At 35.1% G+C, this 15194-nt stretch carries 14 protein-coding genes; 13 read left to right on the top strand and 1 reads right to left on the bottom strand.

What is annotated here, in order from left to right:
• The first annotated feature begins 21 nt into the window (after positions 1 to 21).
• The 10 genes from gmk (at position 22) to FC86_RS05935 (ending at position 10627) form a co-directional block, all read left to right on the top strand.
• Positions 22 to 633: a guanylate kinase gene (gene gmk / locus FC86_RS05980; protein ID WP_056975157.1), complete on the top strand. Its 612-nt coding sequence runs from the start codon at positions 22 to 24 to the stop codon at positions 631 to 633.
• A gap of 15 nt (positions 634 to 648) precedes the next feature.
• Entirely contained in the window at positions 649 to 867 is a 219-nt protein-coding gene (gene rpoZ / locus FC86_RS05975) for a DNA-directed RNA polymerase subunit omega (protein ID WP_056975156.1), read from the top strand.
• 87 nt (positions 868 to 954) lie between these two features.
• Positions 955 to 3372 carry a primosomal protein N' gene (gene priA, locus FC86_RS05970; protein WP_056975155.1) on the top strand — a complete coding sequence of 806 codons (2418 nt, stop codon included), beginning with the start codon at positions 955 to 957 and terminating at the stop codon, positions 3370 to 3372.
• A gap of 13 nt (positions 3373 to 3385) precedes the next feature.
• A complete protein-coding gene (gene fmt / locus FC86_RS05965) occupies positions 3386 to 4339 on the top strand; it encodes a methionyl-tRNA formyltransferase (protein ID WP_056975154.1) in 954 nt (317 codons plus the stop codon).
• Positions 4329 to 5666: a 16S rRNA (cytosine(967)-C(5))-methyltransferase RsmB gene (rsmB, locus tag FC86_RS06660; RefSeq protein WP_056975153.1), complete on the top strand. Its 1338-nt coding sequence runs from the start codon at positions 4329 to 4331 to the stop codon at positions 5664 to 5666. Before fmt ends, rsmB begins: the two co-directional genes overlap by 11 nt.
• Positions 5667 to 6407 carry a Stp1/IreP family PP2C-type Ser/Thr phosphatase gene (locus FC86_RS06655; RefSeq protein ID WP_056975152.1) on the top strand — a complete coding sequence of 247 codons (741 nt, stop codon included), beginning with the start codon at positions 5667 to 5669 and terminating at the stop codon, positions 6405 to 6407.
• A gap of 4 nt (positions 6408 to 6411) precedes the next feature.
• Positions 6412 to 8391 (top strand): Stk1 family PASTA domain-containing Ser/Thr kinase, encoded by a 1980-nt coding sequence (gene pknB / locus FC86_RS05950; RefSeq protein ID WP_056975151.1) that lies wholly within the window; start codon positions 6412 to 6414, stop codon positions 8389 to 8391.
• Between the two features lie 9 nt (positions 8392 to 8400).
• Positions 8401 to 9306 carry a ribosome small subunit-dependent GTPase A gene (gene rsgA, locus FC86_RS05945; protein ID WP_056975150.1) on the top strand — a complete coding sequence of 302 codons (906 nt, stop codon included), beginning with the start codon at positions 8401 to 8403 and terminating at the stop codon, positions 9304 to 9306.
• A 1-nt stretch (position 9307) separates the two neighbouring features.
• The gene (gene rpe / locus FC86_RS05940) at positions 9308 to 9949 is read left to right on the top strand and encodes a ribulose-phosphate 3-epimerase (RefSeq protein WP_056975256.1); all 642 of its coding nucleotides are present in this window, start codon (positions 9308 to 9310) and stop codon (positions 9947 to 9949) included.
• 3 nt (positions 9950 to 9952) lie between these two features.
• Positions 9953 to 10627 (top strand): thiamine diphosphokinase, encoded by a 675-nt coding sequence (locus FC86_RS05935; protein WP_056975149.1) that lies wholly within the window; start codon positions 9953 to 9955, stop codon positions 10625 to 10627.
• A gap of 83 nt (positions 10628 to 10710) precedes the next feature.
• Here the strand turns inward: FC86_RS05935 and rpmB are convergent, their stop codons facing one another.
• Positions 10711 to 10896 carry a 50S ribosomal protein L28 gene (gene rpmB, locus FC86_RS05930; protein ID WP_056975148.1) on the bottom strand — a complete coding sequence of 62 codons (186 nt, stop codon included), beginning with the start codon at positions 10894 to 10896 and terminating at the stop codon, positions 10711 to 10713.
• 176 nt (positions 10897 to 11072) lie between these two features.
• Here rpmB and FC86_RS05925 point away from each other — a divergent pair, with 176 nt between their 5' ends.
• From FC86_RS05925 to recG, 3 genes are read left to right on the top strand one after another with little or no spacing between them, the layout of a single operon-like run.
• Positions 11073 to 11435 (top strand): Asp23/Gls24 family envelope stress response protein, encoded by a 363-nt coding sequence (locus FC86_RS05925; protein WP_056975147.1) that lies wholly within the window; start codon positions 11073 to 11075, stop codon positions 11433 to 11435.
• A 56-nt stretch (positions 11436 to 11491) separates the two neighbouring features.
• A complete protein-coding gene (locus tag FC86_RS05920) occupies positions 11492 to 13153 on the top strand; it encodes a DAK2 domain-containing protein (protein WP_056975146.1) in 1662 nt (553 codons plus the stop codon).
• 5 nt (positions 13154 to 13158) lie between these two features.
• Positions 13159 to 15192, top strand: coding sequence for an ATP-dependent DNA helicase RecG (gene recG, locus FC86_RS05915; RefSeq protein ID WP_056975255.1), 2034 nt, complete (start codon positions 13159 to 13161; stop codon positions 15190 to 15192).
• Positions 15193 to 15194: the final 2 nt, after the last annotated feature.

The following is a 15194-nucleotide window of genomic DNA, read 5'->3' as shown; positions in this document are numbered from 1 at the left end:
AAATGTTGGGAAGATAAAACGATGCCAAGTAAAGGTTTATTAATTGTCCTATCCGGCCCCTCTGGTGTGGGTAAAGGGACAGTCAGACAAGCACTTGTTGAAAGCCATGCTTTTGACTTTAAATATTCAGTTTCAATGACAACTAGAAATCCTCGTGAAGGTGAAGTTGATGGTATAGATTACTATTTCAGTGATAAGGCTTCTTTTGAAGCAGCCATTGAAAATGGGGAAATGTTGGAATACGCACAGTACGTTGATAACTACTATGGGACACCACTTAAACCCGTTAATGATATGTTAGAACAAGGGCATGATGTTTTACTTGAAATCGAAGTAAAAGGTGCAATGCAAGTTAGAGATAAAATTCCAGAAGGAGCCTTTATCTTTTTAACACCGCCTGACTTGTCTGAATTAAAAAACCGTATCGTCAAACGTGGTACTGACGATTTAGATGTCATTCAAAAGAGAATGACTAAGGCTAAAGAAGAAATTTTGATGATGGAAAGTTACGATTATGCTGTAGTTAACGACGAAGTTGACTTAGCAGTGCAAAAAATCAAATCCATCATCGATGCTGAACACGTTCGAGTTGACCGTGTAATCGATGATTACCGTCAAATGTTAGATAAATAAAAGGAGTAACAATTTATGATTTCATATCCATCAATTGACAAACTATTAACAAAGGTTGATTCACGTTATTCATTAGCAGTTTTAGCTGCAAAACGTGCACATGAATTAGAAGATGGCGCACCTCAAGCTATTGAAGAATACAAGTCAAGAAAAGTTGTCGGTCATGCACTTGAAGAAATCGCTGAAGGTGCCGTTGAAATCGACCCAAACCATAAGGCTAATGTTGCACGTTAATAACTAATTGGCTTATATTTTGATGAACCTTCATCAACATCTTTGTATGTGGATGGAGGTTTTTTAATCGTAAAGAGAGGTTTTTGCATGTCTAAGTTTGCTGACGTAATTGTTGACGTGGCGACACAAGATACCAATAAAACATTTCAATATCAAATTCCTAGTCAACTATCTGATTTAGTTAAGGTCGGTTCAAGAGTAGAAGTCCCATTCGGACGCCGAAAAATTCAAGGATTCGTCGTTACTATCAAATCAACTAGTAGTTTTTCAGGAAAATCGAAGAACTTACTATCTGTGATTGATGAATTTCCTCCTTTAAATTCTGAACTTCTACATTTGTCAGATCAGTTAGCTAGTCATCTACTAACTTATCGTATTTCGGTTATTCAAACGATGTTACCTAATGTTTTAAAAGCTAACTATCAACGATTTTTGCAACCAACTGACTCTATTTCTGAGTCAACTTATCAGCAACTATTTCAAAATCAAGAAACAAAGCAGTTACCGCTTAACCAGATTAAAGATTATGAGTTAATTAAACTCATTCAAAAATCACTCAAAAATAAAGAAACAAAAATTGTTTATCAGGTTAAAAATAAAGCAAAAGATAAAGTGACAACTCAAATCGATTTAGGACTGGGCATGCCGGTTTATCAAAAATTATTGGCCTCAATAAGATCCAATGCAACAAATCAACAAAAGCTTTTGAAATTCATCATAAAAAATCCACAAAAGTTCCCTATTATACAGACACAGTTGGTTAAAGAAGCAGAATTATCGACTAATTTTCTATCAGAAGTAGAAAAAAAAGGTTGGATAAAACGCTCAAAGATTCAAATTAATCGGAACCCACTTGCTGACTTGACGATACAAAATGAGGCTTCTGCTAAAGTGTTAACACAGGAACAAGAAACAGCGGTTCAAGCAATTAATCATGCATTAGCTAAAAGACAAAAGCAGGTATTTTTACTCGAAGGAATTACAGGAAGTGGCAAGACAGAAGTTTATTTACAAACAATTGCTAAAGCACTGACAAATCAAAAACAGGCTTTGATGTTAGTTCCTGAAATTGCTTTGACACCTCAAATGGTTAGGCAAGTTTTTGCACGTTTTGGTGCTAAAGTGGCAGTTTTACATAGTGGGTTATCTGATGGTGAACGTTATGATGAGTGGCGTCGGATTAATGGGCAAGAAGTTGACGTTGTGGTGGGGGCAAGAAGTGCCATTTTTGCACCACTGCAAAATTTAGGATTAATTATTATTGATGAAGAGCACGAGAGTACTTATAAGCAAGAAGAGAATCCTAAATATCATGCACGTGAGGTTGCAAAGTGGCGGGCAAAGTATCATCAAGCTGTTTTAGTTTTAGGTAGTGCCACACCTTCACTAGAATCAAGAGCTCGAGCACAAAAAAAACGCTATCAACTTCTGTTGATGACAAAACGCCCGACACAGTTAGCACTACCACAAGTTGACTTAATTGATATGACACAGGCTCATTTTTCAAGTCAGCTAGATTTATCTGATGAATTAATTACCGGCATTAAACAGACTATTGCTAAAAAACAACAAGTTATATTGTTGTTGAATCGGCGAGGATATGCTAATTTTATGCTATGTCGCGATTGCGGCTATGTACTAAAGTGCCCACACTGTGATATTTCTTTAACACTCCATAAAGACACTCAACAAATGAAATGCCACTATTGCGGGTACGAAGCATCTATTCCTAAACGATGTCTTGAGTGTCAGTCTACTCGGATTAAGTTCTTTGGTAGTGGCACTCAAAAAATTGAAGAATTATTGCAACAATTAATACCTGAATCGACTATTTTAAGAATGGACGTTGATACAACCAGAAGAAAAGGTGGCCATCAAAAAATTCTGGATGCTTTTGGTAACCATGAAGCTGATGTTTTATTGGGCACTCAAATGATAGCCAAAGGGTTAGATTTTGAAAATGTAACCTTAGTAGGTGTCATTAATGCAGATAGTGGCCTATCGTTTCCAGATTTCAGGTCATCTGAGAAAACGTTTGATTTGTTGACGCAAGTTAGTGGCCGTGCAGGACGTGCCAGTTTACCTGGAAAAGTCCTGATTCAAACCTATAATCCTAATCACTATGCGATTCAACTAGCTAAGAATCACAATTATGAAGGATTCTATCAAAAGGAAATGGCAATCAGACGCCAAGGGCAATATCCGCCTTATTTTTATTTGAATTTAATTACCGTAACGAGTAAATTAGAACAAAAGGCAGCAATGGTGGCCTTTAAAATTAAAAGCCTGCTAAAAAAAGAACTCAGTGACCAAGCTTTGATTTTAGGACCAACACCTCAGGCAGTAACACGCCTTAAAGACCATTACTACTATCAAATTTTAATCAAATATAAAGTTGAGCCTAAATTGTACTCAGTACTCAATACAATTAAAACTCAAGCTTTTGATTCGAAAAAAGACAAGGTCAATATCTATTTAGATGTTGATCCTTATCAATTTAATTAGAAGGTGACAAAAAATGAAAACAATTATTTTTATGGGGACACCCCAATTTAGTGTCCCAATTTTAAAAGGGCTCAATGAGTCTGGCGATTATAAAATAAAAGCGGTTGTAACTCAACCAGATAAAAAATTAGGTCGTAAAAGACAATTAACACCCACACCCGTAAAGGCTTATGCTAATGAAGCTGGGTTACCTGTTTTTCAACCAGAAAAGTTAACTCAAAGTGACGAGTTATCTAAACTAATCCAAGTACAAGCAGATTTTATTGTAACGGCTGCTTATGGTCAGTTTTTGCCAACCAATTTCTTGAATTCTGTCAACATTGCAGCTGTTAACGTTCATGGATCGTTATTGCCTAAATATCGTGGTGGGGCACCTATTCAATATGCCTTGAAAAACGGTGATGAAAAAACGGGTGTAACGATTATGGAAATGGTCAAAGAAATGGATGCTGGTGACATGTATAGTCAAGAAAGTATTAAAATTTCTGACGAAGACAACGCAGCTACGATTTTTGACAAGTTAAGTTATTTGGGTCGTGATTTACTATTACAAACACTACCTAAAATCGCTGCAAATCCTACTGACAAAACGCCACAAAATCCAGATAATGTTTCGTTTTCACCTACAATCAGTAAAGAAGAAGCACAAGTATCTTCAATTCTGACAGCTAAAGAGGCTCATGATTTAATTCGAGCACTTAATCCGAATCCAGGTGCCTTCCTTTATATTAATGGGGTGCGAACAAAACTGTGGCAATCACATGTGTTAGATGAAAAAACAGATTATAAACCTGGTGTACTTGTTGATAACCATAAACGTTTTTGTCTAAGTTTTGCTGATAATAGTGTACTAGAAGTCGATGAAATTCAACCAATGGGTAAACCTCGAATGAAAATCAGCGATTATCTTAACGGCCATGGTCGAAATCTAAAAATTGGAGAAAAAGTAGTTAGTGATGAAGAATAAATCTGCTAGACGAATTGCCTTAGAAACCTTGATTTCAGTATTCAAAAATAAGAGTTACTCCAATATCGCATTAAATCATGCACTAAAAAAATCAGACCTTTCAAGTCACGATAAAAGCTTAGTAACACAATTAGTTTATGGAACAATACAACATCAAATCTATTTAGATTATCAAATTCGTGCTATTTTTAAAGAAAATAAAAAAGCGCCTTGGATGAGACCACTTCTAATGATGTCTATTTATCAACTATTCTTTTTGGATCGTGTTCCAAATCATGCGGTATTAGATGAGGCCAACCTATTGGCAAAGCAATATTCTAAAAATAATTTGTATAAAGTTGTTAATGGTGTCTTACGAAATGTTATCCGTCAGGGTCAACAAAAGCCAAGTCAATCAAATAGTGTTAGATACTTAGCAACAATGTACAGTATTCCCGAATGGTTGGTTGATTATTTTATTGGTCATTTTGGAAAAGGAAAAGCTGAAAGTATTTTACAATCGATTAATCAGCCACCACAAAACACAATCAGAATTAATCGCAAAGTTACAACTAAACCAGAAGTTTGCCAATGGTTAAATAAACAAAATATTCAATATGAAGAATCCAAACTTTCTCCTGATTCATTACATTTATCATATGGTCCAATCAACCAACTAGAGTTGTTTGAAACAGGAGCAATTACCATTCAAGATGATTCGGCAACACTAGCTGCCCAAAGCCTAAAAATACAGCCAAATGATAACGTTTTAGATGCTTGTGCAGCTCCAGGTGGTAAAACTATTCAAATTGCTGAAGAGTTAGCATCTGGGAGAGTGACGGCTCTAGATATTCATAAAAATAAGTTGAACTTGATTAAAGACAACGCAACACGTATGCAAGTTGCTGATTTAATTGAAACCAAACAATTAGATGCTAGATTAGTGAGTCAAGAACTTGGAACAGAAATTTATGATAAAATCCTAGTAGATGCACCTTGTTCAGGATTAGGTTTGTTGAGAAGAAAACCAGAAGTTAAATATACAAAAGAACTTTCTGATGTTAAAAAGCTCAGCCAAATCCAACTTGAAATTTTAAATGGTGTTTGTGATAGCTTGAAACCAAACGGTCGTTTGGTTTATAGCACATGTACCATTACTAATGAAGAAAATGAACAGGTTGTTAACTCTTTTTTGAAGCAACATCCTGATTTTTCATTAGAAAAGGTTTATCTAAAAGCTGATAACGAAACAATCAGATCTGATGACTTTGTCCGTATTTTTCCAGACACCTATCAGACTGATGGGTTCTTTATCGCTTCTTTAGTCAAAAGTGAAGGAGATAAATAAGTGATACAGACTGCATGGCAAACAGATGTTGGGTTAGTTAGAAAAACAAATCAAGATTATGTCAAAGTGTTCACTAATCCAGAGGATTTAGTTCTCGCAGTTGTGGCTGATGGTATGGGTGGGCATCGTGGAGGTGATGTAGCTTCTTCTATGGCTGTGAATCACATTGGTTATAGTTTTGAGCAAACTTCTATTCATAGTTACAACGAAGCAAAATCTTGGTTAGAAGCCGTTTTAGTTAAAGAAAATAAGGCAATATTAGAAGCAAGCAATCAGTTCAAAGATTTACGTGGTATGGGAACAACTATTGTTTTAGTAATTGCTTTTAAAGATGCTTATTTATTCGCTCACTTAGGTGATTCCAGAGCTTACTTATTAAAACAAGAAATTTTATATCAAGTGACGGAAGATCATTCCTTGGTAAACGAATTATTGAAGCAGGGTGAAATCACACCTTCACAAGCTAAAAACCATCCACAAAAAAATATCATTACAGAGTCACTAGGCGTTTCTCAATCAATTAATCCAGAATACGTCAAAATGATTCCTAACAAATTTGATATTGTTTTATTGTGTAGTGATGGTTTAACAAACACGTTAACTCGTTCACAAATTCAAAAGGTCTTGAATCAAGATATGACTTTACAAGAAAAATGTGATGTTTTAATTGCACTAGCTAATGAAGCTGGTGGCGAAGATAACATAACAGTGTGCTTGTTAACAAAGAATGAAGAGGTGTAATTGTATGTTAGAAAAAGGTTATTTACTAGCCAAAAGATACAAAATTATCAAGCTTATTGGCCGTGGTGGAATGGCTGACGTTTATCTTGCACAAGACATAATTTTAGAAAGACACGTTGCAATTAAAGTCATGCGCGGAGAATTTCAAAATAATTCACCATTAGTTAGACGCTTTCAAAGAGAAGCATTAGCCACTAGTGAGCTAAGTCATCCTAATATTGTGAGCATCTTAGATATTAGTGAATCGCAAGGGATGCAGTATCTAGTTATGGAATACATAGATGGCTCTAATCTAAAAGATTATATTAAAGAAAATTATCCCATTTCAATGAATAAAGTCATCAACATCATGGACCAGATTTTGTCAGCAATTAAACTAGCTCATCAACATGAAGTAATCCATAGAGATTTAAAATCTCAAAATATTTTGATTAGCAAAACAGGTGTGGTTAAAGTAGCAGATTTTGGAATCGCCATTTCATTAGGTAAAAATGCGGTGACGCAAACTAATAGTTTGTTGGGATCAGTTCATTATATTTCACCCGAACAAGCTAAGGGCTCAATGGCTACTAAACAATCTGATATCTATTCACTGGGAATTATCTTATATGAATTGATAACAGGAAATGTGCCTTTTGGCGGCGAAACAGCTGTGTCAATAGCTTTGAAACACTTCCAAGAAAATATTCCATCCATCAGAAAAATGCACCCAGATATTCCACAATCACTTGAGAATGTGGTTTTAAAAGCGACTTCTAAAGATCCAGAAGATCGCTATGAAAGTGTTTCAAAAATGAAGGCAGATCTTGATTCAGCACTTGCGGCTAATCGAGTTGATGAAGTTAAGTATGAACCTGCACATGCTTTGAAAACTGATGACACAAAAGTTATCCCAGATTTATCAGGTCATGTTGCTAACTTAACTGAAGCAGAGCGTGAAGAGACAAATCATGGGGCCGAAAGTTCAGAAGAGGACAAAGTTCCTAAAAAACGTCATCTTTTTTGGTTTATTGGTTCAGGTATTACGTTATTTTTATTAATCATCTTCTTAGTATTTAAGGTGTTTGCTTCCAATGGAACTATGATTATGGTTCCTAATTTAGAAAATCTAACCCAATCAGAAGCTCAAAGTCAATTGACAGCGCAGGGGTTAGCAGTTGGAGCCGTAGACGGGCAAAATAATTCAACAGTTGAAAAAGACAAGATTATTAGGAGCATGCCCAGTGCCAATACTCAAGTGAGATCAGGAACAAAAATTGGATTGATTATTTCCTCAGGACCAGGATTAACTGCTATTCCAAATGTAGTTAATCAAAACTATGATCAAGCTAAGGAAGTGCTAGAAAAAGCTGGATTTACAGTTCAAAGGAAGGACCAATCTTCTGATTCAGTCGATAAAGATTTAATCCTAGCACAAAGCGAACCCTCTGGTAAACAAGTGGATGCATCAAAAACAACAATTACTTTAACTGTCAGTACAGGTATTCAAAAAATTAAATTACGTGATTTGAGCGGCTATTCGGAAAAGAGCGCACGCGATTATGCTAATGAAGTTGGAATTAATTTAACAATTAAGCAAGATTATTCTAATAATACTCCTGAGGGTCAAATCATTAGTCAAAACCCTAACGCACAAGTTGAAGTTAAAAAAGATGATAATGTTACCGTTACAATATCCAAAGGCAAGGAACCATCATATGAATCTAGTTCTAGTTCTAGTTCAAGCTCACAATCAAATAACAATAAAATCATTACCCAATCTTTCGAAATTGATTACAAAAAAGATACTGCAGTTAATGGTCAAAATCACATTCAAATATACGTTAGTGATGCTTTGAACAGTGGACGTAATATTTATCGTGATGAACAAATCACACAAGATAAAGACTATACAATTACATTTAACTTAGCACCTAATACTAACGGCTCTGTTAGAATTGTTAGAGATGGTGAAACCATTATTAATCAAACAGTGAAAAATTAGCGAGGTTTTATGATAAAAGGACAAATTATTAACTCTATTTCAGGATTTTATGACGTTGTAACTGACCAAGGAAAATATCGAACAAGGGCCAGAGGAAATTTGAGAAATAAGCGACAAAAACCTATTGTTGGAGACTACGTTGAAATTCAACCAGAAGAAGCTACTAAAACTGGTTACCTAATGTCTATAAATGAACGAAAAAATTCATTAAAACGGCCATTACTAGCCAATATTTCTGATGTTTTATTGCTTATTTCTGCCAGGGAACCAGAATTTTCTCCGAAGCTACTAGATCGATTTTTAACCTTCATTGAAGAACATCATGTCGATATTGCTATTTATATTTCTAAAATGGATTTACTTTCTGATGATGAAGTAACACATTTAAAGAAGCAACTAACCTATTATGAAAATATTGGTTATCCTGTTTTTTATTCAGACCAACCATTATCAGTATTAAAAACTTACTTTAAAACTAAACATTTAAGTGTTTTAGCAGGTCAATCGGGTGTTGGGAAATCGACATTACTCAATCAACTTAATCCAAATGCTCAACAAGAAACTGCTGAAATTTCCCAGACTTTAAATAGAGGTAAACATACGACGCGCCAAGTTCAATTATTTGAACTAGAGTCTGGTTATTTAGCAGATACACCCGGTTTTTCATCCATTGATATTCAAATGATTCAGATAGATGACTTACGAGATTGCTTTGTTGAATTTAGAAGTAAAGCACATCTTTGCCAGTTTAGATCATGCCAACATTTTAATGAGCCTAATTGTGAGATAAAACACTTGGTTGAAACGGGTGAAATTTTACAATCTCGTTATGATATGTATTTAGAACTACGCGAAGAAATTGAAAGAAGTCGTACACCAGAGTATGTTAAAAAGCAAAGAAAAAGGAGAAAATAAAATGAGAATTATGCCTTCTATTCTAGGTGCGAATAGCCTTGAGTTACATAAAGAAATTGCTAGAGCAAAAGAATCAGGCATTAATGGTCTTCACATTGATGTGATGGATGGTCATTTTGTTCCTAACCTAGGTTTTACGGCTCAAAATGTTAAAGAGATTAAACAAAACTTTCCTGAAATGGAAGCAGAAGTTCATTTAATGGTAAGTCATCCAGAACAAATGATTACTGACTTTATTGATGCAGGTGCAGACATGATTGAATTTCATTTTGAAAGCACCACGAATGCTTATTATTTAGTCCAACAAATCAAAAAAGCAGGTGTTAAAGCGGGTATTGTACTGAGTCCTGCGACACCGGTATCAGTTGTTATGTCTTTGATTGAAATCGTTGATCAGATTTTAATTATGACAGTTAACCCAGGATTTGGTGGACAAGCCTTTATCAAAGAAATGATGTCAAAAGTAGCTGAAGTAGCTCAACTTAAAAACGCTCAAAATACTGACTTTGAAATCGAAGTTGATGGTGGTGTGAACGACCAAACTTTTGAGCTTGTGAAAAAAGCAGGTGCCACTGTAGCTGTTTCTGGTTCTTACTTATTTAAAGGCAACAATTTTCACGAAAGACTAAGCAGGTTGGTATAAAAAATGTCGGGGAACATAAACGTTGTCTTAGGCGGCCCCTCCGGTTATTATCCGACTGATTTGAAAAATCGTTTACAAACAGGCGGGAGAGTTATTGGTGTTGATTATGGTGCACAGTGGCTTTTGGACAATGAAATTATTCCTGATATGGCAATTGGTGATTTTGATTCAATCAGTGAATGTCAAAAATATCAATTAAAAAATAAGGTTGATAATTGTTTGATTTACTCAACTCATAAAGATTATACAGATGGTCAGCTTGGACTGATGAAGGCGGTTGAACTGTTAAAACAGCAGGGAACTGATGATTTAATCATGATTTATGGTGCAACAGGCGGGCGGCTTGACCATTTGCTTTCAAACATATTCATGGTACTAGCACCAGATGTTTTACCTTATGTTGAAAAAATCAGATTGATAGATAATCATAACGAAGTTATTTATATTAGTGAAGGGAAACATCAATTTTACGCTAAACAGGATCAGAATCAAACTTATTTTTCTGTCATCCCGTTAACTGGTGTTTCTCATTTAACTATTGCGGGAGCAAAGTATCCATTAACAGACTTTTCTTCTGAACAACTTCAACCTTTTATTAGTAATGAATTTGAAGAAGATAATCCAATACAAGTACAGCTAGATAAAGGTATCATCGCCATTATTTATAGCAAAGATTAATATGTATGTATAACGTAGACAAAATAAAAAAGCCATGTTCATTAAGAACATGGCTTTTAATTGTTGTTTGTATTAATTAAAAATTAAACACGGGTAACTTTACCGGATTTTAGAGCTCTTGCTGAAACCCAAACACGTTGTGGCTTTCCATCAACAAGGATGCGAGCTTTTTGAAGGTTTGGCTTCCACTTGCGACGTGAAGAGTTCAAAGCGTGTGAACGCGCGTTACCGAATGTTGTCTTACGACCTGTAATTACATCTTTTGCCATTTGCTAAACCTCCTTTTCCAGTAAAATAATTCAATTACTAATATAAGATATCACAACCAATAGAATAATTCAATTACTATATGAATTTTATCAAAAATAATTTAATAATTGTATGCGCTGTGATAAAATAGAAAAAGTAAATGATTTGGCTTCATTATTGGTAATGGAGGGAAGATATGACTGTAAAAATAAACACAAAATATGGACAAATCGACATTTCTAATAACGTTATTGCAACTGTTGTTGGTGGTGCCGCCACAGATATCTATGGTATTGTTGGTATGGCAAGTAAGAATCAACTTAAAGATGGTATGAACGAGATTTTAAACCGTGAAAATTACACTAAAGGTGTGGTTATTAAACAAAATAATGGTGATATTGTAGTTGATGTTTATATTATTGTCGGTTATGGCGTTAAAATGTCAGAAGTTAGTCGTAATGTGCAAAACAGCGTCAAGTATCACTTGAAACAATATTTAGGAACACAAGCAAAATCTGTCAATGTTATTGTACAGGGTGTCAAAATTCTAGAAGACTAGTTAAAAGCAAAGCTTTGCTAGTTTTATTTATTTTCAAATATCTGGAGGTTATAGTATTGGTTGTCACTGAGATTAATTCAGCCAAGTTTCGCGATATGGTACGTATTGCGACTTATCGCTTAAATAAAAACGCAGAATTTGTTGATTCATTGAACGTTTTTCCTGTACCTGACGGAGATACGGGAACAAATATGAATCTAACAGTTCAAAGTGGGGAAAAAGCTGTTAATGAAAGCAATGGTTCACAAGTAGGTGAACTAACTGCAGCTTTAGCTAAAGGAATGTTGATGGGAGCACGTGGAAATTCAGGTGTTATTTTGTCACAGTTATTTAGAGGATTCTCCAAAAAGACTGAAGACAAAGAAGTTCTTGATTCACAAGCTTTAGCAGATGCTTTTGTTGGTGGTGTCGAAACGGCTTATAAAGCTGTTATGAAGCCTGTTGAAGGAACAATTTTAACAGTTGCTCGACAAGCTGCTCGTGCCGGACAAAAAAAGGCAACAGAAACATCGGACGTGAACGAAGTTATGCAAGCAGTTGTTGAAGGCGCACACAAATCACTTCAACAAACACCAGAATTATTGCCCGTTTTAAAAGAAGTTGGTGTTGTTGACTCAGGTGGACAGGGATTGCTGTTTGTTTACCAAGGCTTTTTAGAAGCACTAACAGGTGAAAACGTTTCAGATTTATACCAACCCGATAAATCTGAAATGGATGAAATGGTTAATGCCGCTCACCATCAAGGCGTTCAACCACAAATCTCAACACAAGAGATTCACTTTGGATATTGTACAGAAATGATGATTGATTTAACTGCCGATTTTGAAGGTAAAAAAGAATTCGAATACGATGAATTTAGAGAATATCTAAATGACTTAGGTGATTCTTTATTAGTTGTTTCTGACGATGAAGTAGTTAAAGTTCATGTGCATACAGAAGTACCGGGACATATTTTCTCTTATGGTAATAAATTTGGTAAATTAGATAAAATCAAAGTAGATAATATGCGTATCCAACACGAAAATGTTGTAGACGAATCTCATAAATCAGAGGTAGAACCTGTTGATTTTGCGGTTGTTGCTATCGCAGTTGGTGAAGGTTTACGTCAATTGTTTGAAAGTTTAGGTGTCAGCTATGTCTTGAGTGGTGGTCAAACAATGAACCCAAGTACACAAGATATCGTTGATGCTGTTGAAAAAATAAAAGCGAAAAAAGCGATTATCTTACCAAACAACGGTAATATTATGATGGCTGCTAAACAAGCTAAAGAAGTATTATCCATCCCTGTTGAAGTAGTCCCAGCAAAAACAGTTTCTCAAGGAATGTCAGCAATGCTTGGATTTGATCCAGAAGCTTCACTTGAAGACAATGCTGAAAGTATGACTGAATTAATCGAAGGTGTCACAAGTATTCAAGTTACTCGTGCAATTCGTGATACAGAAATTGACGGTGTTGAAATTCACAACAACGACTATATGGGACTTTTAGATGGTAAAATTGTTCACTCAACTTCTGATAAATTTGAGACAATTCTTGAAACCGTTAAAGATGGGTTAGATGAAGATAGTGAGATTGTAACTATTATTATTGGTGAAGATGGTTCAGAAGAAGAAGCGCAACAACTAGAAGATTGTATTTTAGAAATTGATGAAGATTTAGAAGTTGAAATCCACCAAGGTGATCAACCCGTATACGATTACTTAATCTCAATAGAATAATAATGATGAAGAAAAAGCTTTTAACCCCCTTAAAAGAGATAAAAAATGTTGGACCTAAAACACTCGATAAATTTAAACAATTAAACTTATCGACAGTTTATGATGTCCTTTATAGTTATCCAAGAAAATATGACGATTACAATGCGTATGAATTATCTGCGATTGAAAATGGTCAAAAAGCGACGTTTGTAGGTCGTGTTATCACACAACCTATTGTTCGTAAGGCAGGTTTTAAAAGAACAATTCTTTCTTTCAAACTAAAAATTGACCATGAAATCATCATGGTCAGTTTTTTTAATCAACCTTGGATGAAATCAAAAATTGAACAGGGTGAAGTCATTGCCGTTTACGGAACTTATCAAAAACCGGCTCAAAGGCTCAATGCTATACAACTAGTCCCTCAAAACTATTTAAATCGTTTGATGCCAAGCTATTCATTGAGAAAAGTTTTCTCACTTGAAAGCTATCAAAAGTTTATTGTGAGTTTATTGAAAGACCGTGAATTGATTATTGATGATGCAATACCACTTTATTTAAGACAGCGGTATCAATTGTTGAACGATAATCAATTAATTAGATTCATGCATTTTCCAAAAACAAAACAACAACAGCAACTAGCTAGACGAAGTGCTGCTTTTCGGGAATTCTTTTTGTTTCAGATGCAATTACAAGAGATTATCTATCAAGAGTCTTATCAAGAAGTTGGTATTGTCAGGCAGTATCATCGCATACCTGTAGATAGTTTTATAAAAGCACTCCCTTTTGAACTATCAAACGCTCAAAAGCGAGTTGTTAATGAGGTACTGGCTGATATGGCACAACCTAAAGTTATGCATCGTCTGCTTCAAGGAGATGTTGGTTCTGGAAAGACGATTGTAGCCGCAATTAGTGCGTTTGGTGCGATAACAGCAGGGTATCAAGTTGCCTTGATGGCACCAACAGAAATATTAGCACAGCAGCATTTTGCTAAATTACAGGAACTATTAAGCCCTTTTGGTGTTAGCATCGCGTTATTAACGGGTTCATTGACTATCAAACAAAAACAAGCTATTTATCATGATTTAGCAACGGGAAAAACTAACTTTGTTGTCGGGACACATGCTTTGATTCAAAAAAACGTTGAGTTTAAAAGGTTAGGGTTGGTCATTGTCGATGAGCAGCATCGCTTCGGTGTTAATCAAAGGCAAAAATTAATTGATAAAGGTGACGCAGTTGATTTGTTATCTATGACAGCAACACCTATTCCAAGAACCCTAGCAATGACAGCTTATGGCAATTTGGATATCTCAACTATTGATGAATTGCCTCGGGGACGACAAACAATTGTCAGTCAGTGGGTTAGCCCTAAACAAGCTACGATAATCTATCAAAGAATGTTACAACAATTAAAAGAAAAGTTTCAAATTTATGTCGTTTCACCTTTAATAGAGGATTCTGAACAGCTTAATTTAGAGAATGTTGAAGCATTATATCAAAAAATGTTGCAACATTTTCCTGATTATTCCGTTGGTCTTTTGCACGGAAAGATGAGTGCAGATCAAAAGCAGCAGGTCATGATGGCATTTGAACAACACAAAATTGATATCTTAGTTTCAACTACAGTCATTGAAGTTGGTGTAGATGTCAAAAATGCGAATATGATGGTCATTTTTAATGCTGATTATTTTGGGTTATCGCAATTGCATCAACTTAGAGGACGTGTTGGTCGCGGTCAAACGCAAGCTTATTGTTTGTTTGTTTCAGAGCCAAAAAGTGAAACAGGTAAAAAACGGATGGCTATTATTGAACACACAACAGATGGTTTTGTTCTAGCTGAAGAAGATTTAAAGCTCCGAGGACAAGGTGATTTGTTTGGTCATAAACAATCTGGTGTACCACAATTTCAAGTTGGCGATATTTTAAAAGACTATCAAATACTAGTAGAGGCTAAAAATTCCGCCCAAGAAGTCCTGACACATGATCCTTTATTGACTCGAACACCTGAAAACCAAAATTTAAAACAACTATTAAATTATTTAAAATCAAAAACGAAAGATTAAGG

This window comes from Holzapfeliella floricola DSM 23037 = JCM 16512 (genome assembly GCF_001436605.1).
Lineage (GTDB): Bacteria > Bacillota > Bacilli > Lactobacillales > Lactobacillaceae > Holzapfeliella > Holzapfeliella floricola.
This window is presented reverse-complemented; position numbering and strand designations above follow the sequence as displayed.